We start from the raw sequence: 26,238 nt of genomic DNA on the forward strand, positions 1-26,238 counted from the left end.
CGGATCTCTTCAAGCGTTGCATGTGAAAGCTGCCGGCCGTCGTCCTCGCGCATCTCGCCTCTCCCTAAGCCCTTTAAAGCTTAGACCATGGCGTCGATTTATGTTCGCTTATTTATGCACTGGTTAGTAGGTATACGTGATGAGGGCGCCTGGCCTTCATGCGCTCTTTCGGGATAGTCCAAGTTGCGGTCTCGAAATTCACCTCATCCCACGTGGCATCGATGAATTCAGATTTGCGCACCAACGTCAGCAGCACAAATTTGATGGCAAGCCGCAACGTCGGCGTCGTTGGCGTCAGATCCAACGCGTTAAAGAAGATGTAAATCTCCTCCGGACTCAGCGCCCTATCGCGTGCCTTAAGCGTCGCTATGGCGCTTGGACGGATAGCTGCCGCCGGATTGTCTACCTTAATACCCCGAGCTTCAACGAATCGGAAGACCTGCAGCACGATTTCCCGCGCGTGAACCGCTTGAGCAGCCGCCCCGCGCTCCTTGATTTTCTCGCAGCGCGCCATCAGTCGCACGGGCGTGATCTCTTCCAATTTCAGCCGACCGAATTCGGACGCGAGATTGCGTTCATACACCGATTTACGCATCGAACGCGTGGAATCCGCAAGGGCGGTCTCCGCAAAGTATTTCTCCGCCCATTTTCCAAATGTCATCGCCTCGGCCGCTTCGACCCGTTTCTCGACTTTCGCACGTGATGGACTGTGCCCACGCTGGATCGCCCCGTAGGCGTGGTCACGCAGTAGCCTGGCTTCCGGGAGGCTGATCGCCATCCCAAATCCGAGTTCGTCCGGCTTCCGCGGCTTTCGTGCAGACAGTGATGGATCGTACCGGCCAATAACCAAGGTTTCACGGCGACCGTTCACTCGGTAGTCGTACCGGAAGCTCACCGCACCCGACGGCATCACCGCCGCATATAGCCCCTGCTGATCGGCGATCTTGTAGATTTTCTCAGCGGGCTTCAACGCTCGCAACTGCATGTCTGTGAGCATAAGAACTCCTCGAACGTATACCGTCAGCCGATACCGTCAAACCGACGTGACGGTATCGGATAAGGCCGTCCGAGGGGGAAATCGCGATACCGTCAGCGATACCGACATTTCCTCCTGGCACTGTCCGGATCACAGCGGATCATCGCGGACAGTAACCCACTGTTTTTTAACGTAAAAACACTAAAAACCGGAACTCTCGGAACGACTTGGGAGCAGTCTAAATTATTCCCACTCGATCGTCGCAGGCGGCTTCCCCGAGATGTCGTAGACGACCCGGTTGATCCCGCGCACTTCGTTGATGATCCGGTTCGACACATGCCCAAGCAGTTCATGCGGCAGATGCGCCCAATGCGCGGTCATGAAGTCGAGCGTCTGCACCGCGCGCAACGCGACGACGTACTCGTAGGTGCGCCCGTCGCCCATCACGCCGACGCTCTTGACCGGCAGGAACACCGCGAATGCCTGGCTCGTCAGGTCGTACCACGACTTGCCGGTTTCCTTGTCGATCGTGTCGCGCAGCGTCTCGATGAAAATCGCGTCCGCGCGGCGCAGCAGGTCCGCGAAATCGCGCTTCACTTCGCCGAGGATCCGCACGCCCAGACCCGGACCCGGGAACGGATGGCGATACACCATCGAGTGCGGCAGACCGAGCTTCACGCCAAGCTCGCGCACTTCGTCCTTGAACAGCTCGCGCAGCGGTTCGAGCAGCTTCAGGTTCAGCGTCTCCGGCAGACCACCGACGTTGTGGTGGCTCTTGATGGTTTGCGCGGCCTTCTTGCCCTTGCCCGCCGATTCGATCACGTCCGGATAGATCGTGCCTTGTGCCAGCCACTTCGCGTCGGTCAGCTTGCCGGCTTCGGCCTGGAACACTTCGACGAACTCCGCGCCGATGATCTTGCGCTTCGCTTCAGGATCGGTCACGCCGGCGAGCTTGCCGAGGAATGCTTCGCTCGCGTCGACGTGAATCACCTTCACGCCAAGGTGATCGGCGAACAGCGCCATCACCTGCTCGGCTTCGTTCAGGCGCAGCAGGCCATGGTCGACGAACACGCAGGTCAGTTGATCGCCGATCGCGCGGTGCAGCAGCGCCGCCGCCACCGACGAATCCACGCCGCCCGACAAGCCCAGAATGACGTGCTCGTTACCGACCTGCTCGCGAATCTTCGCGACGGCTTCGTCGATGTAGTGGCCCATTTCCCAATCGGCCTTCGCGCCGCAGATCTGCAGCACGAAGCGCTCGAGCATCGCGCGGCCCTGCACCGTGTGCGTGACTTCCGGATGCCATTGCAGACCATAGAAGCGGCGCTGCTCGTCGGCCATCGCGGCGATCGGGCACGATTCCGTCGATGCCATCAGCGCGAAACCCGGCGGCATCTCCAGCACCTTGTCGCCGTGGCTCATCCATACCTTCAGCATGCCGTGGCCTTCGGACGTGGTGAAGTCGCTGATGCCTTCGAGCAGGCTCGTATGGTTGCGCGCGCGCACTTCGGCGTAGCCGAATTCGCGCAGATGACCGATGTCGACCTTGCCGCCGAGCTGCTGCGCCATCGCCTGCATGCCGTAGCAGATGCCGAGCACCGGCACGCCGAGTTCGAACACGGCTTGCGGCACGCGCGGCGTGTCTTCCTCGGTGACCGAGCTCGGGCCGCCCGACAGAATCACGCCCTTCGGCGCGAAGTCGCGGATGAACGACGCGTCGACGTCGTACGGATGGATTTCCGAATACACGTTGGCTTCGCGAACGCGACGTGCAATCAGTTGGGTGACTTGCGAACCGAAGTCGAGAATCAGGATCTTGTCATGCATGGCAGCGGACGGAATCAGAAGTGAGCGGATACGGAATGCCGCGCGCGAGGCGCGGCGTCGAATTCAAAGCGGTCCGCGCGGCGACGGTCTTGGCGCGGCGCGGACAGCCAACATTACGATGAAGCACAAGGGCGCGGCCAACCACGGAACTCGCCGCCTGCGATGCGCGCGAACGAAATCCGGTAGCTTCGGCAAACGGCCTCGCGCGCGGCGCTTCAACCATGAAACGGCGGGCGGGGTGCGCCGGGCACGTCGTTGCTGGTGTCGCGCGCGGCGCGTTCGGACTCGCTCTGGCCGGGCTCGCTTGCGGCCGGATGAAGCGGCGCGGTAGTGGCAACGGAAGCCGCGGCAGCCGGATTGGCCGGCCGCGTGACCGGCACGACGGGCTCTGGCACCGGCTCGGCGTGATAGACCGGAAAGCCCGCTGAGGCACGTGGCTCGCGCGCGTCGTCGCGTTCGGGTTCACGCTGCCGTGCGGCATCCTTTTCGGCTTCTTTTGCGGCACGCTTATCGGCACGACTGTCGGCCTTGCTCGACGAGGGCTTGACCACGATCCCCTTCTCGCGCCGCCGCACCGCACCCGACAGTCGCACGCCGCCGAGCCCGATCACCATCAGCACGACACCGGCCAGCACCGCCACCATCTGGCCGAAACCGGTCAGCGACGGCGTATGCAGCCCCAGCAGCCAGACCAGCATCAGCACGCCGATCAGCCAGTGCACATGACCGACGACCTTCGCGACCGTCGAGGTCAGCGCCCCGTCGAACGACGCATGCACCGCGAGCCACGCGAGCCCGATCAGCGCGACGCCGAACGCCTGGCCGACCAGCATCGGCTCCGTTGGCACCAGTTGCAACGCGTCGTACAGCGAGGTCCACGGCGTCAGCACGAACAGCAGGCCGAACGCCAGCAGCAACAACGCATCGAGGATCAGTACAACGCGCAGCAGTGGCTTCATGGGCGTTTAGTCCACGTGGTAGTTGGGCGCTTCCTTGGTGATTTGCACATCGTGCACATGCGACTCGCGCAGGCCCGCACCGGTGATCTGCACGAACTCGGCCTTCTCGTTCATTTCGGCGATGGTGCGGCAGCCGCAGTAGCCCATGCTCGCGCGCACGCCGCCGATCAGCTGGAACAGGATCGCGTTGACCGAACCCTTGTACGCGACGCGACCTTCGATGCCTTCCGGCACCAGCTTGTCGATGTTGGCCGAGTTGTCCTGGAAGTAGCGGTCCGCCGCGCCGTCCTTCATGGCGCCGACCGAGCCCATGCCACGGTACGACTTGTACTGGCGGCCCTGGTACAGGAATACCTCGCCCGGCGACTCCTCGGTACCGGCGAACATGCTGCCCATCATGACCGCGCTGGCGCCCGCCGCGAGCGCCTTGCTGACGTCGCCCGAGAAGCGCACGCCGCCGTCGGCGATGACCGGCACGCCGGTGCCGTTCAGCGCTTCGGACACGTTGGAGATAGCGGTGACCTGCGGCACGCCGACGCCTGCGACGATTCGCGTCGTGCAGATGGAGCCCGGGCCGATACCGACCTTGACGCCGTCCGCGCCGTATTCGACGAGCGCCCTGGCGGCCGCGGCGGTTGCGATGTTGCCGCCGATCACCTCGACATGCGGGAAGTTCTGCTTGACCCACTTGACGCGCTCCAGCACGCCCTTGCTGTGGCCATGCGCGGTATCGACGACGATCACGTCGACGCCGGCCTGCACGAGCAGCTCGACGCGCTCTTCGTTGTCCGCGCCGACGCCGACCGCCGCGCCCGCGCGCAGCTTGCCGTGCTCGTCCTTGCATGCATCCGGGTGCTCGGTCTGCTTGGTGATGTCCTTGACGGTCATCAGGCCGCGCAGTTCGAATGCGTCGTTGATGACCAGCACGCGCTCGAGGCGGTGGCTGTGCATCAGCGCCTTCGCTTCGGCGAGCGGCGTGCCTTCCTTGACGGTGACGAGGCGCTCGCGCGGCGTCATGATGTTGCGCACCGGCTCGTCCAGACGCTCTTCGAAGCGCAGGTCACGATTCGTCACGATGCCGACGAGCTGCGAGCCCTCGACGACCGGGAAGCCCGAAATGCCATGCTGGCGCGACAGTGCGATCACGTCGCGCACTTTCATATGCGGCGGCACGGTGATCGGATCGCGCACGACGCCCGACTCGAAACGCTTGACCTTCGCGACTTCACGCGCCTGCTCGGCCGGCGTTAGGTTCTTGTGGATGATGCCGACGCCGCCCATTTGCGCCATGGCGATTGCCAGACGTGCTTCGGTGACCGTGTCCATCGCGGCGGACACGAGCGGCATGTTGACGGAGATGTTGCGGGTCAGCCGGGTCTTGAGGCTGGTGTCGCGCGGCAGAACATCGGAGAAGGCCGGGACGAGAAGCACGTCATCGAATGTGAGTGCTGTTTGGATCAGACGCATGGCAAATCCTATAGGCGCAAAAGCGAATTATACGCGATACCACCCCGGTTTTCACTGCGCGAACAGCAGCTTAGCGAATTTCAGACGATTTTTTGCCGCCCCGGCATGCGTCGATTTCGCTTGTCTGTTCGCGTCGGGTTCGAACGGGTTTCGATTGCGCGTTCGCAGGCGAAATCGGGGCAGAGCCGGCGGCATTTTCGCGGCACGTACCCTGTCGAGCGGCGGTCGAGCGGTCCGAATGCAGGATCGAACAAGACGCCCTGCTCGCAAAACCGCTATTCTGCCGGCCATTCCAGTTTATCCAGCAGAGGCAGTCGATGCAGCGCGGTGTCGTATATGGCGTCATGGCCGGAGCCTTGTGGGGCATGGTGTTTCTGGTGCCGCGGGTGCTGCCCGACTTCTCCCCGCTCCTGCTCGTCGCCGGCCGCTACTCGATGTACGGCGTCGTGTCGCTCGCCGCGGCGCTGCCGATCGCGCGTTCGCTCGCCAAACGGCTGAGCCGCGAGGATCTGATCGCGCTCGTCAAGCTCGCGCTGGCCGGCAATATCGTCTATTACCTGCTGCTGACGGCCGCCGTGCACCTGATCGGAATCGCGCCGGCCTCGCTGATCGTCGGCGTGCTGCCGGTCACGGTCACGCTGGTCGGCCGGCGCGATCACGGCGCGGTGCCGCTCGCGCGCCTCGCATGGCCGCTCGCGACCGTGATGGCGGGCATCGTCTGCATCAATATCGACGTCTTTACGGTGGCCGGCGCGGCGCCGGTGAGCATCGCGACGCGCCTGCTCGGCGTGGCCTGCGCGGTGGGCGCGCTCATCTGCTGGACCTGGTTCGCGGTCGAGAACGCCCGTTACCTGCAGCGTCAGACACATTTCAGCGGCAATGAGTGGTCGGTGCTGTGGGGCGTCGTGACTGGCGCGCTCGGCGGCGCGTTGTGGTTCGTGGTCGCGGTGCTGCCGTCGGGCGGCCCGCAGGGTGAGTTGGCCGACCCGCGCTGGCACACGTTCTGGCTGCTCAACCTCGCACTCGCGATCGGCGCGTCGTGGCTCGGCAACGGCCTGTGGAATGCCGCGGCAAAACGGCTGCCGCTAACGCTGTCCGGCCAGATGATCGTGTTCGAGACGCTGTTCGCGCTGCTTTACGCGTTCATTTACGACGAGCGCCTGCCGCGCCCGCTCGAACTCGCGGCGATCCTGCTGCTGGTGGCGGGGGTCTGGTGGTCGGTGCGCCGGCATTCGGACGACGATTCGTCGGTTGCGGCGCGCATCGAGGGTATGAACGATAAGGCGCAGACGGCGGCGCCTTGAGGTGATGTGACGCGATGATGCAAGACGGGCGGCGCGCGAAAAAGTCCGCCGCCCCCCAACTAGCGCCGCCTAGCGCGAATCCTTGTTCAACCAACGCCGCCCCTCGATCGACCCCGCCTTGCGTGTCTTTTCGACGCGGCGTTGGCGCGACACCTTCGGATCCACCAGCAACGGCCGGTAAATCTCGACGCGATCATGGTCCGCCAGCACGGTATCGAGCGGTTTGAGCTTGCCGAACACGCCCACCTTCTGCGTGTTCAGATCGATCGACGGAAAGCGCTGCAGAATCCCGCTTGCGCCGATCGCCTGTTGCAGCGTCGCGCCCGCGGGCAACTCGACCGCAATCAACGCCTGCTCGGCAGCGAGCGCATAGCAGACCTCGACCGTTAGCCGCGCGCTCATGACTGACCATAGCGCTGGTTGGCGCGCTTCACGAAAGATTCGACGAAGGTATTGGCGATGTGATTGAACACCGGCCCGATGATCTTCTCGAGCAGGATGCTGGTGAACTCGTAGTGCAGCGCGAATTCGATCTTGCACGCATCGGCGCGCAGCGGCGTGAAGCGCCAGAAACCGGTGAACTTGCGAAACGGACCGTCGGCGAATTCCATGTCGATGCGCGTGGGGCGCTCCATCGAGTTGCGCGTGGCGAAATGCTGCTTGATGCCCTTGAAGTTGATATCGATCCTCGCCTCCATGCTGGTGTCGTCCCGGTGACGAATTTCGATGCCCCCGCACCATGGCAGGAACTTGGGGTAATCGTCGACGTCGGTGACGAGGTCGAACATCTGCTCCGCCGAGTGGCGAATCAAAACGGTTTTCTGGACATCTGCCATAAATTGAACAGCGCGTGGCAACGGTGGACGAGCGCCGCGGGCTTTCCTTGCCCCGCTTTGCTAAAATCGTGATTTTAAACGAGTTGGGCACTTTCCATTCATGAGCATCATAGACAACAGAAAAGCCTTCTACGACTACTCGGTCGAGGAACGCTATGAGGCAGGCCTCGTGCTCGAAGGATGGGAGGTCAAGGCGTTGCGCGCCGGGCGCGGCCAGATCAAGGAAGGCTACGTGGTGATCCGCAACGGCGAGCTGTTCCTGATCGGCACGCACATCAGCCCGCTGCCCGAAGCGTCGACGCACATCCATCCCGACCCGGTGCGCACGCGCAAGCTGCTGCTGCATAGCGAGGAGATCAGCAAGCTGATCGGCAAGGTCGAGCAGCGCGGCTACACGCTCGTGCCGCTGAATTTTCACTACAAGAACGGTCGCGTCAAATGCGAGATCGGTCTCGCGAAGGGCAAGAAGATGCACGACAAGCGCGAGACCGAGAAGAAGCGCGACTGGGAGCGCGAGAAGGCGCGCTTGATGCGCTCACCGACCTGAACGCGATTCATTTCCGGCTCATGCAAAAATGGCCCGCGCATCGATGTGCGGGCCATTTGCTTTTACGTCACGCACTCATTGCGCATGCATTGCCCGTTCGTCAGCGCAAGTCGCCGCGCGGCGGCTCCGCTGCCGCCTTGCTCCTGTTCACGATGGTCAGCGCCGACGCAATCATCGAACTCATGTTCGACATGTCGCCCGGCACGATCAGTGTCGTGCCCTGCCTGGCCAGGTTCGAGAACGCGTTCACGTACTGTTCGGCCACCTTCAGATTCACCGCGTCCATGCCGCCGTTCAGCTGGATCGCCGCCGCGATCTTCTGGATCGCCTGCGCGTTCGCCTCGGCCACCGCCAGAATCGCCGCGGCCTGCCCCTGCGCCTGATTGATCGCTGCCTGACGCTCGCCCTCGGACTTCTGGATCGCCGCCTCGCGGCCGCCCGACGCGATATTGATCTGCTCCTGCTTGCGCCCTTCCGATGCCGCGATCAGCGCGCGTTTCTCGCGCTCGGCGGTGATCTGCGCCTGCATCGCGTGAAGGATTTCCTTTGGCGGCGTCAGGTCCTTGATCTCGTAGCGCAGCACTTTTACGCCCCAGTTCGCGGCCGCCTCGTCCAGCGCGGACACGATGCTGTGATTGATGAAATCGCGCTCCTCGAAGGTCCGGTCCAGCTCCAGCTTGCCGATGACCGAGCGCAGCGTGGTCTGCGACAACTGCGTGATCGCGAACACGAAGTTGCTCGATCCGTACGATGCCTTCATCGGATCGGTGACCTGGAAATACAGCACACCGTCGACCTGCAGTTGCGTGTTGTCGCGCGTAATACAGACCTGGCTCGGCACTTCGAGAGGAATTTCCTTCAGCACGTGCTTGTACGCGACCCGGTCGGCGAACGGGAACGCGAAGCTCAGACCCGGCGTCAGCGTCGCGTGATAACGGCCGAGGCGCTCGAGCACCCACGCATGTTGCTGCGGCACGATCTTGATGGTCTGCGACGCGAGCACGATCACGACGATCAGCAGCACTGCCCCAACGATGGTTGAATCCATATCGCTACCCTCCGATTCTGCTTCGAATAGTTGTGCGCAGGTTGGTCGGGCCTGCGTTTTCAGCTTGGGCGGCCGGCGCTCAGATCGTCAGGTCGCGCTCGCGCGCGCCTTCGGCTGCCGGCTCGCGACGACGACGAGGCAACTGCCCCGCAACTCCCTGATCTCGTAGACCTGCGCGTCTTCGGGTTCGCCCGCGGCCAGCTCGATGTCCCATGCCGCGCCGCGATAGGTCGCGCGTGCTTTGCGCCCCTGCCAGGCCGGCACGTTCAGCGTCTGCCCGATATCCAGATTGACATCCGGATTGCGCGACGCCTGCTCGCGCCTACGACGGCCGAAGCGCGAGCGTCTGAGCACCACGACCGCCGCGAGCGCAACCAGCGCCGCCACTACGAATTGCAGATCGGTCCCGGCGCCGGCAATGCGCGCAAGCGCGGCCGCGACGAAGCCGAACGCGATCATCAACAGATAGAAGGTGCCGCTCATCAGTTCCAGCACGACAAGCACACCCGCCCCGATCCACCAGAACAGTCCACCAGGCGCCACGTCGACCTCCACAAAGCAAAACACCCCGGTTCTACCGGGGTGTTTATAGCACGAAGCGCACGTGCCTTTAACGCGTGCCGAATGCCGCCTGCGAAAGCGGCATTCGATACCTCGCGAGTTACTGCTTCGCCTTTGCCAGCTGCTGCCACGTATCGATGATCGTGTCGGGGTTGAGCGAGATCGACTTGATGCCTTCGTCAGTCAGCCATTGCGCGAAGTCCGGATGATCCGACGGCCCCTGGCCGCAGATACCGACGTACTTGTCGAGACGCAGACAGGTTTCGATCGCGCGCTTGAGCAGGAACTTGACCGCTGGATCACGCTCGTCGAAATCGACCGCGAGCAGCTCCATGCCCGAGTCGCGGTCGAGGCCGAGCGTGAGCTGCGTGAGATCGTTCGAGCCGATCGAGAATCCGTCGAAGTACTGCAGGAACTCTTCCGCGAGGATCGCGTTCGTCGGCACTTCGCACATCATGATCAGACGCAGGCCCTTCTCGCCGCGCTTCAGGCCGAACTTCGCGAGCAGCCCGACCACGCGCTCCGCCTGCTTCAGCGTACGCACGAACGGCACCATGATCTCGACGTTGTCGAGGCCCATCTCTTCACGCACCTTCTTCAGCGCGACGCATTCCATCTGGAACGCCTCGGCGAAGTCTTCCGCGATATAGCGCGACGCGCCGCGGAAACCCAGCATCGGGTTTTCCTCGTCCGGCTCGTAGCGCGAACCACCGATCAGCTTCTTGTACTCGTTCGACTTGAAGTCCGACAGACGCACGATGACGGGCTTCGGATAGAACGCCGCCGCGATCGTCGCGATGCCTTCGGTCAGCTTGTCGACGTAGAACGCGCGCGGCGAGGCGTGACCGCGCGCGACGCTTTCGACCGCCTTCTTCAGGTCCTGATCGACGTTCGGGTACTCGAGGATCGCCTTCGGGTGCACGCCGATGTTGTTGTTGATGATGAACTCGAGCCGCGCGAGACCCACACCTGCGTTCGGCAGTTGCGAGAATTCGAAGGCGAGCTGCGGATTGCCGACGTTCATCATGATCTTCACCGGAATCGGCGGCAGTTCGCCGCGCTGCACTTCGGTGACTTCGGTTTCGAGCAGGCCGTCGTAGATCTTGCCTTCGTCGCCTTCCGCACATGACACGGTGACGAGCGCGCCGTCCTTCAGCACGTCGGTCGCGTCGCCGCAGCCGACCACGGCCGGCACGCCCAGCTCACGCGCGATGATCGCCGCATGGCAGGTGCGGCCGCCACGGTTCGTGACGATCGCCGACGCCCGCTTCATGACCGGCTCCCAGTTCGGGTCGGTCATGTCGGCGACGAGCACGTCGCCCGGCTGCACGCGGTCCATCTCCGACGGGTCGTGGATCACGCGCACCGGACCCGCGCCGATCTTCTGACCGATCGCGCGACCCGTTGCCAGCACGGCCGACTGGCCCTTCAGCTTGAAGCGCTGCTCGGCCTTGCCGCCGCCCTGGCTCTTCACCGTTTCCGGACGCGCCTGCAGGATGAAAATCTTGCCGTCGCGGCCGTCCTTGCCCCACTCGATGTCCATCGGACGCTGATAGTGCTTCTCGATGATCACCGCGTACTTCGCGAGCTCGATCACGTCTTCGTCGGTGATCGAGAAGCGGTTGCGCTGTTCGTGCGCGACGTCGACGGTCTTCACGCGGCCCGGCTCGCCCGGCTTCGTGAACTCCATCTTGATCAGCTTCGAGCCGATCGAGCGGCGAATGATCGGGTACTTGCCCTGCGCGAGCGTGGTCTTGAACACGTAGAACTCGTCCGGATTCACCGCGCCCTGCACGACGGTTTCGCCGAGGCCATAGCTCGACGTGATGAAGACGGCGTCCTTGAAGCCCGATTCGGTGTCCAGCGTGAACATCACGCCCGCGGCGCCGACGTCCGAACGCACCATGCGCTGCACGCCCGCCGACAACGCGACTTCAGCATGCGTGAAGCCCTTGTGGACGCGATAGGAGATGGCGCGGTCGTTATACAGCGACGCGAACACGTGCTTCATGCGATCGAGCACGTCGTCGATGCCGACCACGTTCAGGTAGCTTTCCTGCTGACCGGCGAACGATGCGTCCGGCAGGTCTTCCGCGGTCGCGGATGAACGCACGGCAAACGACAGCTCCTCGGGCGAGCTCTGTTGCAGCGTGTCGAACCCCGCGCGAATGTCAGCCTCGAGCTGCGGCTGCAGCGGCGCGTCGACGATCCATTGACGGATCTCCTTGCCCGCTTCGGCAAGCGCCTTCACGTCGTCGACGTCGAGCGTCTCGAGACGTTTGGCGATGCGCTCGGTCAGATCGTTGTGCTGCAGGAAGTCACGGAACGCGAGCGCGGTGGTCGCGAAGCCGGTCGGCACGCGCACGCCGGCTTCGGCGAGCTGGCTGATCATCTCGCCCAGCGACGCGTTCTTGCCGCCGACGATCTCCACGTCGGTCATCCGCAACTGCTCGAACGGAACTACATACGCCTTGTCCTTTGCGACGGTAACTGCGTTAGTCATACAAGCCCCTAAGTGTGAAAGAAATTCACGGCTGTGCAAGTGGGCTTGAACACGGGCAGCCCATTGGAAGCCTCGACCCCGTGTCTTGCACAACCTGTTAGATAAGCAATCGCCTGGACGGCAGAGATGCGTTGCATGGCGCGCCGGCCGTGGAGCACGAGGCGAACGCACCGCAGAACGCGGTTGAGCGGACTTACCGCTCGATCTGTTGCGTTCAACGCATATTGACATTAGATAACGTGACGTTGAACGACCGTTCGCGGCAAGTTAGCGGCCAATCGCCTGCAATTGCTTATCCAACAGGTTGCCGCTATTCTACCGTGCCGACTCCTGAAATGTGGCAGTCGGTCGAGAATTGCGCCTCGAATCGCGCGCCGAGCGAGCCAGCGGGCTTTTGCGGGACCGCCCGCGCGGGACACGAGCGTGGCGCGCCCGCCGCCGCGCGGTTTGATTCGAGCGCGTTGTCGCGCTCGCGCTTTCCGGCTCATTTGCCTTTCACGTTCACAGCTCCTCTGATGCCGCCCACCGTATTCATCGTCTCAGACGGTACCGGGATTACTGCCGAAACCTTCGCGCATTCGATCCTCTCCCAGTTCGACCAGAAATTCCGCCTGGTCCGCGTGCCATTCGTCGACTCGACCGAGAAGGCCTACGCAACGCTCGAAAAGATCAACGAAGCGGTCGTGCAGGACGGCCGTCGACCGATCGTGTTCACCACGCTCGTCGATAGCTCGTCGAATCAGATCGTGAAGGGTTCGAACGCGCTCGTGCTCGACATGTTCCAGACCTTCGTCGAGCCGCTCGAGCAGGAACTGGAACTGAAGTCGAGCCACGCGATGGGCCGCGGCCACCAGAACGCGGACACCGAGGAGTACAAGAACCGGATCGAGGCGATCAATTTCTCGCTCGCGCACGACGACGGTCAATCGAATCGCAATCTCGCAGACGCCGACGTGATCCTCGTCGGCGTGTCGCGCAGCGGCAAGACGCCGACGAGCCTTTACCTGGCGATGCAGTACGGCGTGAAAGCGGCGAACTATCCGCTGATTCCCGAAGATTTCGAACGCGGCAAGCTGCCGACGCCGCTACGCGAGCATCGACAGAAGATGTTCGGCTTGTCGATCGATCCGCAGCGGCTGTCGGAGATCCGTAACGAGCGGCGGCCGGGCAGCAAGTATGCGGCGCCGGAAAACTGCCGCTATGAGATCAACGAAGCCGAAACGATGATGCGGCGCGAGGGGATCAAGTGGCTGTCGTCGACGCACAAGTCGATCGAGGAAATCGCGACGACGATCCTGCAGGAGATCAAGCTGGATCGGCCGTCGTATTGAGGGATGGCCGAGCAGGCGTTGCGTTGCCGGGCCAGAGCCCTCGCAACGCCACTCAAGTCTACTTTTTGCGCCCGCGCTGCTGCCGGCACTGCTCGAACACGCAGACCGCCGCCGCGGCCGCCACGTTCAGCGACTCCATACCGCCGGGCTGCGGAATCGTCACCCGCAACGATACGGCATCGCGCCACGCCTGCGACACGCCCGCCCCTTCGTTGCCGAACACCCACGCGAGCGGCCTGCTCAGGTCGCTGTCATAGATCGCTTCGGCACCGTGCGAATCGGTGATGACGATCGGTACCGCGAGCCGTTCGATCAGCGCACGCGCTTCGACATCCTCATGCATCTGCAACAGGAAGTGCGCGCCCATCCCGGAACGCAGCACCTTCGACGACCACGCGTATGCGGTGCCCGGCGCGCAGAACACGTGCTCGATACCCGCAGCCGCTGCGCTGCGCAGAATCGAGCCGACGTTGCCCGCGTCCTGCACGCCATCGAGCACGAGACAGTTTTGCTCGACGCGCTCGGGCAGCGGTGCGTCGAGCTTCTCGACGAGCAGCAGAATCCCGACCCCATGCACGACATTCGACAACTGCCCGAACAATGCATCCGGCAGCGTCACGAGCCGATGCTCGTCGATCCGTGACACGATCGCCTGCGCTTCGTCGTGACGCAACGCGCCGTCGGTGACGACGCATAGCTCCGGCTGACCTGCGACGTCGAGATACGTGCTCGCGAGATGGAAGCCCTCGAGCAGCGCGTGGCCGCTGCGGCGCTGTTGATGTGTCGAGCCGGCCAGTGCCTTCAGGCGCTTGTAGAGTGGATTGTCCCGCGAGGTAATGGCTTTCACAGGCAGCGAAGGCGGTGAGAAATGGAAAAGGAATCAGTGGCTAATCGGCGGCACGCAAGCGCGCAGCGCGCTCGAGCCGCGCTGATGGGGTCGGTCACGCGAAGCCGGCTTCGCCGAACGCATCGCCGTCGAGCAGCAGCGCGTCGGCCACGACGACGGCGTCCGCCGGCGGCAACGGCACGCCTGTGCCGAACCGCAGATGCGCTTCGCGCACCGGCGCGAACGACCGCCGATGATGTTCGCACGGCCCATGCGCGAGCAGCGCCGCGAGATGCTGCGGCGTGCCATAACCGGCATGCGCGTCGAAGCCGTACACCGGATACGCCTGGTGCAGTTCGACCAGCATGCGGTCGCGCGTGACCTTCGCGAGAATCGACGCCGCCGAGATGCTCTTCACGAGCGCGTCGCCGCCGATCACCGCCTCGCTACGGATGCTGAGCGTCGGGCAACGGTTGCCGTCGATCTTCACGAGCGTCGGCACGACCGACAGGCCCTCGACCGCGCGCTTCATCGCGAGCATGGTGGCGTGCAGGATGTTCAGCGAATCGATTTCCTCGACTGTCGCCGACGCGATGCAGTACGCGAGCGCACGCTCGACGATCTTGTCGTACAGCGCTTCGCGCTTGAGTGCGCTCAGCGCCTTGGAATCGTCGAGGCCGCGGATCATCGGTTTGGCGGGATCGAAAATCACCGCCGCCGCGACGACCGGACCGGCCAGCGGTCCGCGCCCTGCCTCGTCGACGCCGCAGACGATGTCGTCGGCGCTCTCGAAGTTCAGGCCGGCTTGCGCCACTACCCGAACGGTGGCCGCGATCTTCCGGCGAGGCGCGCGCGCGGCGGTCATGGCCGCCCCGCCCGCTGCTCGACGACGCTCGCCACGACTTCGGCCGCGCGCTGCGCGGTGTTCTGCTTCAGCACGTGATGCATCTCCGTGAAGATTTCCTTCAGCGTGCGCCGGTTCGCCTCGTCGCGCAACTGTTTCAGCGTCGCCTCGGCGAGCGCCTGCGGCGTCGCGAAGTGCTGCAGGATCTCCGGCACCACGAAACGCCCGGCCAGGATGTTCGGCAGGCCGACGTACGGCAGATAGCCCTGGCGGCGCATGATCTGGCCGGTCAGCCAAGGCACCTTGTACGAAATCACCATCGGCTTTTTCAGCAGCGCGGCTTCGAGCGTGACGGTGCCGCTCTTCACGAGAATCGCGTCGGCGGCGGTCATCGCGAGTTGCGACTGGCCTTCGGTGATGGTCAGCGCGAGGCCCGGATGTGCATCGACGAGCGGCTGCAGCAACGCGCGCAACGCGGGCGTCGCCGCCGGCATCACGAAGCGCACGCTGGGTTCCTGGTGCTGCATCATCTCCATCGCCGCGAAGAACGTCGGACCGATCAGGTCGATCTCGGAGCGCCGGCTGCCCGGCAGCACCGCGATCACCGGCCCGCTTTCCGCGAGACCGAGTGCGCGGCGCGCACCGAGGGTGTCGGGTTCGAGCGGGATCTGATCGGCCAGCGGATGCCCGACGTACGACGCCGCGACACCCGCCTTTTCGAGCAGCGCGGTTTCGAACGGGAACACGCACAGCATGTGGTCGACGGCCTTGGCGATCTTCTTGACGCGCCCGCCACGCCACGCCCAGATGGACGGGCAGACGAAGTGCACGGTCGGAATGCCGGCGTCGCGCAGTGCGTGCTCGAGCCCGAAATTGAAGTCGGGCGCGTCGACGCCGACGAACACGGACGGCGGTTCGGCGAGCAGCTGACGCTTGAGCTCGTTGCGGATACCGAGGATTTCAGGAATGTGCCGCAGTGCTTCGACATAGCCGCGCACCGTCAGCTTTTCCATCGGCCAGTGGGCGTCGAAGCCCGCGGCGATCATGCGCGGACCGCCGATGCCGTAGTACTGCGTGGCGGCCGGCAACCGGCTGGCGAGGCCGTCGAGCAGCGACGCGGCGAGCAGGTCGCCGGACGGCTCGCCGGCCACCATCGCGACGCGCAGCGGACTGGGTTGCAACGTCATCGGTTAGCGGATGATGCCGCGCTGCGACGCTTCGACGAACGCGAGCAGCGTCTGCACCGGGGCGTCGCCGTCACCGCCGGCCGAACCGAGTTCCTTCAGTTGCACCTTCGCTTCTTCGAGCGACAGGCCGTTCTTGTACAGCACGCGATACGCGGTGCGCAGCACCGAGATCGCGTCGGCCGAGAAGCCGCGGCGGCGCAGCCCTTCGACGTTGATGCCGTGCGGCTCGGCCTTGTTGCCCGCGGCGATCACGTACGGCGGCACGTCCTGCACGAGCGCCGACGCGCCGCCGAGCATCGAATGCGCACCGATGCGCACGAACTGATGCACGCCCGACATGCCGCCGATGATCGCGTAGTCGCCGATAGTCACGTGACCGGCCATCTGCGCGTTGCTCGACAGGATCACGTTGTTGCCGACGTGGCAGTCGTGACCGATGTGCACGTAGGCCATGATCCAGTTGTCGTCGCCGAGCGTGGTGACGCCCGCGTCCTGCACCGTGCCGGTGTGGATCGTCGTAAACTCGCGGATCATGTTGCGGTTGCCGATCACGAGCCTGGTCGGCTCGTCCTGGTACTTCATGTCCTGCGGACGTCCGCCGACCGATGCGTAATGGCCGATGCGGTTGTCTTCGCCGAGCGTGGTATAGCCTTCGATCACGCTGTGCGAGCCGACCGTGCTGCGCGCACCGATCGTCACGTGTGCGCCGATCACCGCATAGGGCCCGACTTCGACGGATTCGTCCAGCTGCGCGCCCGCTTCGATGATCGCGGTGGGATGGATCCTGCTCATGCGTCCTCGCTTCTGATTCTGTTGCGTTGTGTGGATGGCCTTGCCGTCAGGGCCGCCGCGCGCGCGCCTTGCCGCGCCGCGACCTGCCCCGACGCGGGCTTTACGCGTCTTTGTCCGTGTGGCGCACCGCGCACATCAGATCGGCTTCCGCCGCGACGACGCCATCCACTTCGGCGCGCGCCTTGAACTTCCAGATGCCGCGCATGTGACGCTCGAACGTGCAGTTCAGGATCAGCTGATCGCCCGGTTCCACCACGCGCTTGAAGCGCGCGTTGTCGATGCCGACGAACAGGTACAGCGTGTTCGACGGATCGCTCGGCTCTTCCGAGAACGTCAGCAGCGCCGCGGTCTGCGCGAGGGCTTCGAGGATCAGCACGCCTGGCATCACCGGCCGCGTCGGGAAATGTCCCTGGAAATACGGCTCATTGATCGACACGTTCTTCAACGCTTTGATGCTCTTGTGCGGTTCGAGTTCGAGCACCCGGTCGACCAGCAGGATCGGATAACGATGCGGCAGCAGCGTGAGAATCTTATGAATGTCGAGATTGATTTTTTCGGTGCTCATGGTGTTTCTGCTCACGCATTGACTGCGCGATGATGACTGCGGATGCTGGGTGCAGGTGGGTTGAAAACGCGCACGACCGGCGCCTCTGATGACCGGTGGTCGTGCCACCCGGTCACGGCCACCGGCTTTGCTTCATGATGCTCGACCACTATTTTACGCGGTGCGGATGGGTCGCCGGGATAACTGTCAGATCTTGTTGCCTGCGGGTTGACCTGCGGCGCCGTCAGTGGCATTGCCGGCTTTGTCGACGGTGGCGTTCTCCAGCGCTTTGATGCGATCGCGAAGCTTGTCGATATTGCGCAGCAGCGCGGCGCTTTTGTTCCAGTCCGCGTGGTTCACGGCCGGGAACGCGCTCGTGTACATGCCGGGCTTCAGCAGCGACTTCGACACGCCCGACTTTGCGGTGACGATCACGTAATCGGCGAGCGTCACGTGTCCGGCAATGCCGACCGCGCCGCCGATCATGCAATGACGGCCGATGGTCGTGCTGCCCGCGATGCCCGCGCAGCCCGCGATCACCGTGTAGGCGCCGACCTTGCAGTTGTGGCCAATCTGCACGAGGTTGTCGATCTTCACGCACTCCTCGATGATCGTGTCGGCCATCGCGCCGCGGTCGATCGTGGTGTTCGCGCCGATTTCGACGTCGTTCGCGATCGACACGCCGCCGACCTGCGGAATCTTGACCCAACTGCCGGTGCGTGCGTCGCCCTCGCCGACGAAGTCGGGCGCGAAGCCGAAGCCGTCCGAGCCGATCACCGCGCCCGCGTGGACGATCACGCGCTCGCCGAGCTTGCACCCGTGGTACACGGTCACGTTCGGATACAGATGTGAGTTCGCCCCGACGCGGGTGCCGCGGCCGATTACGACGTTGGCGTCGAGCCGCGCGTGCTCGCCGATCACTGCGCCCGCTTCCACGGTGACACGCGGACCGATCACCGCGCTCGCGGCGACCTGGGCGGAAGGATCGACGGTTGCGCTCGGATGCACGCCAGGGACCGCCCTCGGCGCGGCCAGGTCGATGAAGGTTTGCGCGATGCGCGCAAAGTAAGCGTAGGGATTCGGCGTGACGATGAAGTTTCGAGCTTCGCGCGAGGCGAGCTTCGCAAGGTCGCCGGCATTGATCAGCACTGCGCCGGCGCGGGTCGTTTCGACCTGCGACAGATACTTCGGATTGGCGAGGAACGCCAACTGGTCCGGGCCGGCCTGGTCGAGCGGCGCAAGACTGCTCACGCGCTGCGCCCCGTTACCGACTACTTCACCGCCGAACCGCTGGACGATGTCCTCGAGCGTAAATGCCATGCCTATCCTGTCTCCAATGTCGACCAGAGTTGGCGCTTTAGCGCTTACTCTGGTCCCATTCAAATCATTGCGAGGGCGCGCGCCGAGGCGTGCGGGGCGACCGTGCGCCGCCCTCAGTCGCCCTCATTGCCCTTAGTTGCCCTCAGTTGCCCGATGCCGCAAGTGCCTTCAGCACCTGGTCGGTGATATCGATGCGCGGGCTCACGTACACCGCTTCCTGAACGATCAGATCGTAGTGCTGCGTTTCGGCGATCTGCTTGATGACCTTGTTCGCGCGATCGAGCACCGCCGCGAGTTCCTCGTTGCGGCGCTGGTTCAGGTCTTCGCGGAACTCACGCTGCTTGCGTTGGAAGTCCGAGTCGAGCTGCGACAGGTCGCGCTGCTTTTGCGCGCGATCGGTCGCTGACATTGTCGCGCCATTCTTGTCGAGTGCATCGGACATCGACTTGAGCTTTTGCGCCATGTCGGCGAGATCCTTGTCCCGCTTCGCGAATTCGGCCTCGAGCTTCAGCTGCGCGGCTTTCGCCGCCGCCGATTCGCGCAGGATGCGGTCGGAATTCACCGCGGCGATCCTCGCCTCCTGCGCGTGCGCCATGCCGACCCCGAGGGTCATTGCCAGCGCCAATGCGCACGCTACACGTTTCGAAAACATACCGGTTAGCAAAGTCATCCTCTCGATACTGTAGTTTGGCCGGGTCCGCCGCCGCAGCCGGCCGCCGGCAACGCCGGCCGCCGGGAACACCCGCCGCCCGATCAGAACGCCGTCCCGATCTGGAACTGGAACTTCTGGTACTGGTCGCCAGTGTGCTTCGTGAGCGGGAAGCCAAGGCTCAACTTGAGCGGGCCGATCGGCGAGATCCACGCGAGACCCACACCGTAGCCGTAACGCAGGCCATTTGCGCCGATGCTGTTACCTTCCGTTCCCCACACGTTACCGGCGTCGAGGAACGTGAACACACGCAGCGTGCGATCGTAGCCCGTGCCCGGCAGCGGGAACGTGAGCTCGATATTGCCGACTAGCAGCTTCGAGCCGCCGATCGGGTCGTTGGTCTTCGCGTCTCGCGGACCGAGCGAGCTCGGCTCGTAGCCGCGCACCGAACCGATACCGCCGGCGAAGTAGTTCTTGAAGATCGGATAAGGCTTGCCGCCGAGGCCGTTACCGTAGCCGCCCTGGAAGTTGAAGCCCAGCACGAAGCCACGCGCGAACGAGTAATAGTACTGCGCGTTGATGTCGGCCTTGTAGTACTGCGTGCCCCCGACCGGCGTGCCGTACTCGGCGTTCGCCTGCGTGAAGTAGCCGCGGCTCGGCACCAGCGCGCTGTCACGCGCGTCGCGCGACCAACCGACCGTCAGCGGTACGTTGTTCGACACGCGGCCGAACTGGTTCACGTAGTCGATATAGCTTTGCGGCGTATTCGAGTCGATGTCGAGCTGGTTCTGCTCGAAGCCGACGCCGAAAAACACCGTGTCGACTTCGGAGAACGGAATGCCGAACTTCAGGTCACCGCCAATCGTGACGATCTTGAAGCTCGAATCGGTCGAGTAGTACAGCGGCTGGTACGTGCGGTAGTAGACGTCGGTGATCCGCTTGATGCCGTCCACCGTGAAGTACGGGTCGACCTGCGTGACCGTCAGCGTACGGTACGTCTTCGCGGTATTGATGTTCACCGCGAGGCTCGTGCCGGAGCCGAACACGTTGTCCTGCGAGATACCCGCCGACAGCACCACCTTGTCCGTCGATGAGAAGCCCGCGCCAAGCGTGATCGCGCCGGTCGGTTTTTCGGCGACCTTCACGTCGATGTCGACCTGGTCGGGCGTGCCTTCGACCGGCACCGTGGTCACGTCGACGTCGGTGAAGTAGCCGAGACGGTTGATACGGTCCTTCGACAGCGCGAGGCGGTTCGAATCGAACCACGAGCTTTCGAGCTGGCGCATTTCGCGGCGCACCACTTCGTCGCGCGTGCGCGTGTTGCCGACCACGTTGATGCGGCGCACGTACACGCGACGGCTCGGGTCGACCTGAAGCGTCAGGTCGACGGTGTGGTTGTTCTGGTCGATCTGCGGCTGTGCATTGACGGTCGCGAACGCGTAGCCGTACTCGCCGAGCTTGTCGACGATCGCCTTCGTGGTCGCCTGCAGCTTTTCGGCCGAGAAGCGGTCGCCCGGCTTGATCTTGATCAGCTTCCTCAGTTCCGCTTCGCGGTCGAGCAGATTGCCGGCGAGGCGGATGTTCGAAATCGTGTACGGCTGACCTTCATGCAGCGTGACCGTCAGGTACATGTCCTTCTTGTCCGGCGAAATCGACACCTGGGTCGATTCGATGCTGAACTCGAGATAGCCGCGGTTCAGGTAGTACGAGCGGACGTTCTCGAGGTCGCCGGTGAGCTTGTCTTTCGCGTACAGGTCGTTCTTCGTGTACCACGAGAACCAGTTCGGCGTGGACAGCTGCATTTCGTCGCGCAGCGTGCCGGTGCTGAATGTCTTGTTGCCGATGAAGTTGATCTGACGGATCTTCGCGCTCGGACCTTCGGCCACCGAGAACAGGATGCCGACGCGGTTGCGGTCGATCGGCGTGATCGTCGTGGTGACTTCAGCCGCGTAAAAACCGCGCGTCAGATACTGGCGCTTCAGTTCCTGCTCGGCCTTGTCGACGAGGGCCTTGTCGAAGTAGCGGCCTTGCGACAGCCCGACCGCGCGCAGCGCCTTGATCAGGTTGTCCTTGTCGAACTCGTGGATACCGGCGAAGTCGATCGTGCCGATGGCCGGGCGCTCTTGCACCTGCACGACCACCACGTTGCCTTCGGTCGCGATCTTGACGTCGTTGAAGAAGCCCGTCGCATACAGCGCGCGAATCGCTTCGGACGCCTTGTCGTCGGAAAAGGTATCGCCTTGCTTGATGGGCAGGTACGCGAACACCGTGCCCGGTTCGACGCGTTGCAATCCCTCAATGCGAATGTCTTGCACCACGAAGGGCGTCGTTGCGTGAGCAACCAGCCCATGCGCGGCGAACGCCGCGGCTACAACCGTCTTTGGACCAAAGCGATGAGGTTTGAACAACGTGCTTCCCCAGTATGTATAGCTGCATCAGGCCTGGCGGCCGCCCTCGTGAACGCCGCCGGACACTTTAAAAATGGATTAAACGAGCCAGATCGTTGAACAGCGCAATCGCCGACAACGCGACGATGCAGGCAAGCCCCGCCCTCTGAAAAACGAGTTGCCAGCGATCGGAGACAACTTTACCGGTCACAGCTTCAACCAAATAATATAACAGATGACCCCCATCCAATACCGGAATTGGTAGCAGGTTCAGCACGCCGAGGCTAATGCTGACAAGGGCCAGGAACGACAGAAACGCGGCAGGACCCAGACGTGCGCTCTTTCCCGCGTAGTCGGCGATCGTCACCGGACCGGACAGATTCTTCAGCGATGCCTCGCCGACGATCATCCGGCCGAACATCCTGACCGAGTACACCGCGAGATCCCAGGTACGGCGCGCGCCGAGGTGGAGGCTCTCGAGCGGCCCGTAGCGCACGTCGATCGACGGCACCTGGGTCGCCAGTTCCGCGCCGATGCGGCCGATCTGCTGCCCGCTCGCCGCATCGCGCTGCAGCTGTGGCACGATGGTGATTTCTTCGAGCGCGCCCGCCGCATGACCGCCACGCCCCCCGCGCTCCACCCGCAGCGTGACCGGCACGCCGGCGTGCGATTTTACAAAAGCGATGAAGGCCGAGGCATTATCGGTCGGCGTGCCATTGATCGCGCGCAGCCGGTCGCCGGCGACGAGCCCCGCCTTTTGCGCGGCGCTGCCCGCCTGCACGCCCGCCACCGTCAGCTTGCCGCCGCCGGGCTCGAAGCCGAGGCGCGACATCAGATCGTCGTCGACGTCTTTCTCGCCGAGGCCGCGCAGGTCCATCGGAAAATCGGAGGTGCCGTGCGCGTCTTTTGCACTGAGCACGATGCGCTGCTGATCGAACGCGGCGCCGAGCAGCTTCCAGCGCAGATCCGACCACGACCGCACCGGCTCGGTCTCATCGCTATGGCCGGTGCGCACACCGACGATGGTCTCGCCGCCCTCGAAGCCCGCCAGCGCGGCCGGCGTGCTCGGCGCGGGTGTCGCGATCACGGCGGCCGGTTCGGTCACGCCAGTTGCGAACACGAGCGCGAACAGCACGATCGCGAGCAGGAAATTCGCGACCGGACCGGCCGCGACGATCGCGAAGCGCCGCCACACCGACTGGCGGTTGAACGCATGCGGCAGATCCGCTTCGGGAATCGAACCGGGGCCGGTCTCGCGCTCGTCGAGCATCTTCACGTAGCCGCCGAGCGGCAGCGCGGCAATCGTCCACTCGGTGCCCGTCTTCGGACTGACCCACTGAACGAGCGGCTTGCCGAAGCCGATCGAGAAGCGCAGCACCTTCACGCCGCACAGACGGGCGACGCTGTAGTGCCCGTACTCGTGGACTACCACGAGTACGCCAATCGCAACCGCGAAAGCGAGCAGTTCGATCAGCAGATTCATAAACGCCTCACTGGACGGCGCGTTCCGTGCGACGGGCGCCGTCAGGCAGACGCGCGATGAATTCGGTAGCAGCTCGGCGCGCGGCGGCGTCCGCTTCGATGACGTCGTCGAGCGCGTGCGCGCTGCGGTTCGGTAACGCGTTCAGCACCGAGTCGACCGTCTCGGCAATCGCCATGAAGCCGATGCGGCGCGCGAGAAATGCCTCCACCGCGATCTCGTTCGCGGCGTTCAACGCAGCGCTCGCGACGCCGCCTTCCGCAAGCGCCTTCATGGCGAGCGCGAGGCACGGGAAGCGCGCGTAGTCGGGTTTTTCGAACGACAGCGACGCGATCTCCGCGAGATCGAGCTGCGCGACCCCGGAATCGACGCGATCCGGAAACGCGAGCGCGTGCGCGATCGGCGTGCGCATGTCGGGGTTGCCGAGCTGCGCGAGCACCGAACCGTCCGCGTACGACACCAGCGAATGAATCACGCTCTGCGGATGGATCAGGACGTCGATGCGCTCGCCGGGCAGGTTGAACAGCCAGTGCGCCTCGATCACTTCGAGGCCCTTGTTCATCATCGTGGCCGAGTCGACCGAGATCTTGCGGCCCATCACCCAGTTCGGATGCTTGCAGGCTTCGTCAGGCGTCACGTCGACGAGCGTGGCCGGTTCGCGCGTGCGGAACGGGCCGCCCGATGCGGTCAGGATGATCTTTGAAACGCCGCCATGCAGCGACGCTTCACGCGGCAGGCATTGGAAAATCGCGTTGTGTTCGCTGTCGACCGGCAGCAGCACCGCGCCGTGGTCGCGCACCGCGTCCATGAAGATCGCGCCGGACATCACCAGCGCTTCCTTGTTCGCGAGCAGGATGCGCTTGCCGGCGCGCGCCGCGGCAAGGCTCGGCGCGAGACCGGCCGCGCCGACGATCGCCGCGACCACCGTGTCGCAGCCCTCGTCCTTCGCGACGTCGACGAGCGCCTGCGGCCCGTACATGACCTCGGTCTTGCTGCCCGCTTCGCGCAGCTTCGCGGCGACCTTCGCGGCCGTGTCGGCGTCGCCGACCACCGCCACTTCGGGCGCGAAGCGCAGGCATTGCCCGACGAGCTTGTCGCCGTTGCGATGCGCGCTCAGCGCGTAAATCGAAAACCGCTCGGGATGACGCGCGACCACGTCGAGCGTACTGTCTCCAATCGAGCCCGTGGAACCGAGCAATGTCAGACGTTTTTGCATATCTCTTTCTCTAGCCGAGCAGCAGCATGGCGAGCGGCAGCACCGGCAACAACGCGTCGATGCGATCGAGCACGCCGCCGTGCCCCGGCAACAGGCCGCTCGAGTCTTTGACGCCGGCCTGACGTTTCATCATCGATTCGAACAGGTCACCGACCACGCTGAAAACCACCAGCAGGGTCAGCGCGAGCACCGTGCGCAGCGCACCCAGTTGCGCCAGCAGCGCAGAATACAGGGTCGGCTCGAACGCGTGCAAAAAGATCGCCGCGGCCGCGACGATCATGACCAGCAGCCAGCCGCCGATCGCCCCCTCCCAGGTTTTACCCGGACTGATCGCTGGCGCCAGCTTGTGCTTGCCAAATGCCTTCCCGGAGAAGTATGCGCCGATATCGGCGAGCCATACCAATAGCAGCAGCGACAGCACGAACGGCACACCCTGCATGCGCGCGGCGACGAGAGCATGCCAGCACGCGATGAAACCGACGATTCCGGCAAGAAACAGAAACGCGCGCCACGCGCCCTGCGCGAGCACGGGCTTGCGCAGCAGCACGAATGGACCGGCAATCACCCAGAAAATCGCCGCCGCCTGGAAGAACGGCCGCGCAGGCTCGGTGCCGATGCCCACCCGCGTACTGGTGACGAGTCCGAGTGCCGCGACGAGCGCGTACAGCACCGGACCCGCGCCACCGAGCTTCAGCAGGCGCGCCCACTCCCACGCGGCGAACACGACGACGAAAGCGATCAGCGCGCCGAATGCGCCGACAGGCGCGAACAGCGTGACAGGCAGGAACACTGCCAGCAACACGATCGCCGTGATGACACGGGTCTTTAGCATGGAAGCGAATCGACGTTCTGCGATTGCGGCTCGAGCTGAGCACTGGTGCGGCCGAAGCGGCGTTCCCGCTCCGTGTACGAAGCGATGGCGTGACCGAGCGCGTCGGCGTCGAAATCCGGCCAGAACGTGTCGGTGAAATAGAACTCGGTGTAGGCAAGCTGCCACAGCAGGAAGTTGCTGACGCGGCGCTCGCCGCCGGTGCGGATGAACAGGTCCGGCTCGGGTGCGTAGGCCATCGACAGGTGCTCGGCGAACGCGTCCTCGTTGACCTCGACCGGCTTGCCCGCCGCCGCTTGCTCGACGAGCTTGCGGGTGGCCTGCATGATGTCCCAGCGCCCGCCGTAGTTCGCGGCGATGGTCAGCGTGAGACGGGTATTGCGCGCGGTCTTGGTTTCCGCGCGCTTGATCAGATCGCGGATCTTGTCGTCGAAACGCTCGAGGTCACCGACCACGCGCAAACGGATCCCGTTCGCGTGCAGCTTGCCGATCTCGCGCTCGAGCGCGGTGACGAACAGGCGCATCAGGAACGATACCTCTTCGTTCGGACGGCGCCAGTTCTCCGAGCTGAACGCGAACAGCGTCAGATATTCGACGCCCCGCCGCGCGCACGCCTCGACGGCCGCCCGCACCGCGTCGACGCCGCGCGTATGGCCCGCCACGCGGGGCAGACGCCGCTGCGTGGCCCAACGGCCGTTGCCATCCATGATGATCGCGATATGTCGCGGCACCGCGGCGACTTCAGGCACGCGCACGGTTGAGCTGGTATAGGTCATGGCCGTCGGGACAGTAATGCCAGTAAAGA

23 protein-coding genes and 1 pseudogene are annotated in these 26,238 nt (G+C 64.1%); 3 read left to right on the forward strand and 21 right to left on the reverse strand.

Annotated features, from left to right (window positions below; genetic code table 11):
- Positions 1-115: 115 nt before the first annotated feature.
- The 4 genes and pseudogenes from F6X39_RS01730 to guaB all read right to left on the reverse strand — a co-directional run.
- A pseudogene (locus tag F6X39_RS01730) lies at positions 116-997 on the reverse strand (tyrosine-type recombinase/integrase); the annotation flags it as partial.
- A gap of 222 nt (positions 998-1,219) precedes the next feature.
- Positions 1,220-2,803 (reverse strand): glutamine-hydrolyzing GMP synthase, encoded by a 1,584-nt coding sequence (gene guaA, locus F6X39_RS01735; protein ID WP_187615346.1) that lies wholly within the window; start codon positions 2,801-2,803, stop codon positions 1,220-1,222.
- 215 nt (positions 2,804-3,018) lie between these two features.
- A complete protein-coding gene (locus F6X39_RS01740; protein ID WP_187615347.1) occupies positions 3,019-3,762 on the reverse strand; it encodes a hypothetical protein in 744 nt (247 codons plus the stop codon).
- A 6-nt stretch (positions 3,763-3,768) separates the two neighbouring features.
- Positions 3,769-5,229 carry an IMP dehydrogenase gene (guaB, locus tag F6X39_RS01745; RefSeq protein ID WP_187615349.1) on the reverse strand — a complete coding sequence of 487 codons (1,461 nt, stop codon included), beginning with the start codon at positions 5,227-5,229 and terminating at the stop codon, positions 3,769-3,771.
- 317 nt (positions 5,230-5,546) lie between these two features.
- Between guaB and F6X39_RS01750 the strand changes: the two genes are divergently transcribed.
- Positions 5,547-6,533 (forward strand): DMT family transporter, encoded by a 987-nt coding sequence (locus F6X39_RS01750; protein ID WP_187615350.1) that lies wholly within the window; start codon positions 5,547-5,549, stop codon positions 6,531-6,533.
- A 69-nt stretch (positions 6,534-6,602) separates the two neighbouring features.
- Here F6X39_RS01750 and F6X39_RS01755 read toward each other — a convergent pair whose 3' ends face one another.
- Positions 6,603-6,935 (reverse strand): RnfH family protein, encoded by a 333-nt coding sequence (locus tag F6X39_RS01755; RefSeq protein WP_090800565.1) that lies wholly within the window; start codon positions 6,933-6,935, stop codon positions 6,603-6,605.
- On the reverse strand, positions 6,932-7,369 hold the full coding sequence (locus F6X39_RS01760) for a type II toxin-antitoxin system RatA family toxin (protein ID WP_018417666.1): 438 nt from the start codon (positions 7,367-7,369) through the stop codon (positions 6,932-6,934). The genes F6X39_RS01755 and F6X39_RS01760 overlap by 4 nt, the downstream gene beginning before the upstream one ends.
- Positions 7,370-7,469: 100 nt before the next feature.
- Between F6X39_RS01760 and smpB the strand changes: the two genes are divergently transcribed.
- The gene (smpB, locus tag F6X39_RS01765) at positions 7,470-7,916 is read left to right on the forward strand and encodes an SsrA-binding protein SmpB (RefSeq protein WP_013089686.1); all 447 of its coding nucleotides are present in this window, start codon (positions 7,470-7,472) and stop codon (positions 7,914-7,916) included.
- Between the two features lie 100 nt (positions 7,917-8,016).
- Here smpB and F6X39_RS01770 read toward each other — a convergent pair whose 3' ends face one another.
- The 3 genes from F6X39_RS01770 to ppsA all read right to left on the reverse strand — a co-directional run bounded on the left by F6X39_RS01770 (position 8,017) and on the right by ppsA (position 12,028).
- Complete coding sequence (locus F6X39_RS01770) at positions 8,017-8,964, reverse strand: SPFH domain-containing protein (protein ID WP_187615352.1); 948 nt, start codon at positions 8,962-8,964, stop codon at positions 8,017-8,019.
- Positions 8,965-9,051: 87 nt separating this feature from the next.
- On the reverse strand, positions 9,052-9,507 hold the full coding sequence (locus tag F6X39_RS01775; RefSeq protein ID WP_187615354.1) for an NfeD family protein: 456 nt from the start codon (positions 9,505-9,507) through the stop codon (positions 9,052-9,054).
- 118 nt (positions 9,508-9,625) lie between these two features.
- Entirely contained in the window at positions 9,626-12,028 is a 2,403-nt protein-coding gene (gene ppsA / locus F6X39_RS01780; RefSeq protein WP_187615356.1) for a phosphoenolpyruvate synthase, read from the reverse strand.
- 515 nt (positions 12,029-12,543) lie between these two features.
- On the opposite strand from ppsA, the gene F6X39_RS01785 reads away from it, so the two are divergent.
- Positions 12,544-13,359, forward strand: coding sequence for a pyruvate, water dikinase regulatory protein (locus F6X39_RS01785; RefSeq protein WP_090800570.1), 816 nt, complete (start codon positions 12,544-12,546; stop codon positions 13,357-13,359).
- 58 nt (positions 13,360-13,417) lie between these two features.
- On the opposite strand, the gene F6X39_RS01790 is transcribed toward F6X39_RS01785, so the two are convergent.
- From F6X39_RS01790 to uppS, 12 genes are all read right to left on the reverse strand, one after another.
- Positions 13,418-14,206: a TrmH family RNA methyltransferase gene (locus F6X39_RS01790; RefSeq protein ID WP_184022645.1), complete on the reverse strand. Its 789-nt coding sequence runs from the start codon at positions 14,204-14,206 to the stop codon at positions 13,418-13,420.
- 94 nt (positions 14,207-14,300) lie between these two features.
- Positions 14,301-15,050, reverse strand: coding sequence for a ribonuclease HII (gene rnhB, locus F6X39_RS01795; protein ID WP_187615358.1), 750 nt, complete (start codon positions 15,048-15,050; stop codon positions 14,301-14,303).
- Positions 15,047-16,216 (reverse strand): lipid-A-disaccharide synthase, encoded by a 1,170-nt coding sequence (gene lpxB, locus F6X39_RS01800; protein WP_187615360.1) that lies wholly within the window; start codon positions 16,214-16,216, stop codon positions 15,047-15,049. The genes rnhB and lpxB overlap by 4 nt, the downstream gene beginning before the upstream one ends.
- Positions 16,217-16,219: 3 nt before the next feature.
- Positions 16,220-17,008, reverse strand: a complete 789-nt coding sequence (lpxA, locus tag F6X39_RS01805; protein WP_184056892.1) for an acyl-ACP--UDP-N-acetylglucosamine O-acyltransferase — start codon at positions 17,006-17,008, stop codon at positions 16,220-16,222.
- A gap of 100 nt (positions 17,009-17,108) precedes the next feature.
- A complete protein-coding gene (fabZ, locus tag F6X39_RS01810; RefSeq protein WP_006048683.1) occupies positions 17,109-17,573 on the reverse strand; it encodes a 3-hydroxyacyl-ACP dehydratase FabZ in 465 nt (154 codons plus the stop codon).
- Between the two features lie 186 nt (positions 17,574-17,759).
- Entirely contained in the window at positions 17,760-18,872 is a 1,113-nt protein-coding gene (lpxD, locus tag F6X39_RS01815) for a UDP-3-O-(3-hydroxymyristoyl)glucosamine N-acyltransferase (RefSeq protein WP_184066166.1), read from the reverse strand.
- Positions 18,873-19,014: 142 nt separating this feature from the next.
- Positions 19,015-19,536 (reverse strand): OmpH family outer membrane protein, encoded by a 522-nt coding sequence (locus F6X39_RS01820; protein ID WP_026225318.1) that lies wholly within the window; start codon positions 19,534-19,536, stop codon positions 19,015-19,017.
- Positions 19,537-19,625: 89 nt separating this feature from the next.
- On the reverse strand, positions 19,626-21,929 hold the full coding sequence (bamA, locus tag F6X39_RS01825) for an outer membrane protein assembly factor BamA (protein WP_187615362.1): 2,304 nt from the start codon (positions 21,927-21,929) through the stop codon (positions 19,626-19,628).
- A 67-nt stretch (positions 21,930-21,996) separates the two neighbouring features.
- Complete coding sequence (gene rseP, locus F6X39_RS01830) at positions 21,997-23,391, reverse strand: RIP metalloprotease RseP (RefSeq protein ID WP_187615364.1); 1,395 nt, start codon at positions 23,389-23,391, stop codon at positions 21,997-21,999.
- A gap of 7 nt (positions 23,392-23,398) precedes the next feature.
- Positions 23,399-24,604: a 1-deoxy-D-xylulose-5-phosphate reductoisomerase gene (locus tag F6X39_RS01835; protein ID WP_187615366.1), complete on the reverse strand. Its 1,206-nt coding sequence runs from the start codon at positions 24,602-24,604 to the stop codon at positions 23,399-23,401.
- A gap of 10 nt (positions 24,605-24,614) precedes the next feature.
- A complete protein-coding gene (locus F6X39_RS01840) occupies positions 24,615-25,436 on the reverse strand; it encodes a phosphatidate cytidylyltransferase (RefSeq protein ID WP_187615368.1) in 822 nt (273 codons plus the stop codon).
- On the reverse strand, positions 25,430-26,209 hold the full coding sequence (uppS, locus tag F6X39_RS01845; protein ID WP_184022637.1) for a polyprenyl diphosphate synthase: 780 nt from the start codon (positions 26,207-26,209) through the stop codon (positions 25,430-25,432). The genes F6X39_RS01840 and uppS overlap by 7 nt, the downstream gene beginning before the upstream one ends.
- Between the last annotated feature and the right edge of the window lie 29 nt (positions 26,210-26,238).

Source organism: Paraburkholderia sp. UCT2, from assembly GCF_014397665.1.
GTDB classification, from domain to species: domain Bacteria; phylum Pseudomonadota; class Gammaproteobacteria; order Burkholderiales; family Burkholderiaceae; genus Paraburkholderia; species Paraburkholderia tuberum.

What these genes read in the sequence shown, in the direction of transcription:
- guaA (WP_187615346.1), bottom strand. Translation starts at nt 2,803, where the DNA reads ATGCATGACAAGATCCTGATTCTCGACTTCGGTTCGCAAGTCACCCAA.
- F6X39_RS01740 (WP_187615347.1), bottom strand. Translation starts at nt 3,762, where the DNA reads ATGAAGCCACTGCTGCGCGTTGTACTGATCCTCGATGCGTTGTTGCTG.
- guaB (WP_187615349.1), bottom strand. Translation starts at nt 5,229, where the DNA reads ATGCGTCTGATCCAAACAGCACTCACATTCGATGACGTGCTTCTCGTC.
- F6X39_RS01750 (WP_187615350.1), top strand. Translation starts at nt 5,547, where the DNA reads ATGCAGCGCGGTGTCGTATATGGCGTCATGGCCGGAGCCTTGTGGGGC.
- F6X39_RS01755 (WP_090800565.1), bottom strand. Translation starts at nt 6,935, where the DNA reads ATGAGCGCGCGGCTAACGGTCGAGGTCTGCTATGCGCTCGCTGCCGAG.
- F6X39_RS01760 (WP_018417666.1), bottom strand. Translation starts at nt 7,369, where the DNA reads ATGGCAGATGTCCAGAAAACCGTTTTGATTCGCCACTCGGCGGAGCAG.
- smpB (WP_013089686.1), top strand. Translation starts at nt 7,470, where the DNA reads ATGAGCATCATAGACAACAGAAAAGCCTTCTACGACTACTCGGTCGAG.
- F6X39_RS01770 (WP_187615352.1), bottom strand. Translation starts at nt 8,964, where the DNA reads ATGGATTCAACCATCGTTGGGGCAGTGCTGCTGATCGTCGTGATCGTG.
- ppsA (WP_187615356.1), bottom strand. Translation starts at nt 12,028, where the DNA reads ATGACTAACGCAGTTACCGTCGCAAAGGACAAGGCGTATGTAGTTCCG.
- F6X39_RS01785 (WP_090800570.1), top strand. Translation starts at nt 12,544, where the DNA reads ATGCCGCCCACCGTATTCATCGTCTCAGACGGTACCGGGATTACTGCC.
- rnhB (WP_187615358.1), bottom strand. Translation starts at nt 15,050, where the DNA reads ATGACCGCCGCGCGCGCGCCTCGCCGGAAGATCGCGGCCACCGTTCGG.
- lpxB (WP_187615360.1), bottom strand. Translation starts at nt 16,216, where the DNA reads ATGACGTTGCAACCCAGTCCGCTGCGCGTCGCGATGGTGGCCGGCGAG.
- lpxA (WP_184056892.1), bottom strand. Translation starts at nt 17,008, where the DNA reads ATGAGCAGGATCCATCCCACCGCGATCATCGAAGCGGGCGCGCAGCTG.
- fabZ (WP_006048683.1), bottom strand. Translation starts at nt 17,573, where the DNA reads ATGAGCACCGAAAAAATCAATCTCGACATTCATAAGATTCTCACGCTG.
- lpxD (WP_184066166.1), bottom strand. Translation starts at nt 18,872, where the DNA reads ATGGCATTTACGCTCGAGGACATCGTCCAGCGGTTCGGCGGTGAAGTA.
- rseP (WP_187615364.1), bottom strand. Translation starts at nt 23,391, where the DNA reads ATGAATCTGCTGATCGAACTGCTCGCTTTCGCGGTTGCGATTGGCGTA.
- F6X39_RS01835 (WP_187615366.1), bottom strand. Translation starts at nt 24,604, where the DNA reads ATGCAAAAACGTCTGACATTGCTCGGTTCCACGGGCTCGATTGGAGAC.
- F6X39_RS01840 (WP_187615368.1), bottom strand. Translation starts at nt 25,436, where the DNA reads ATGCTAAAGACCCGTGTCATCACGGCGATCGTGTTGCTGGCAGTGTTC.
- uppS (WP_184022637.1), bottom strand. Translation starts at nt 26,209, where the DNA reads ATGACCTATACCAGCTCAACCGTGCGCGTGCCTGAAGTCGCCGCGGTG.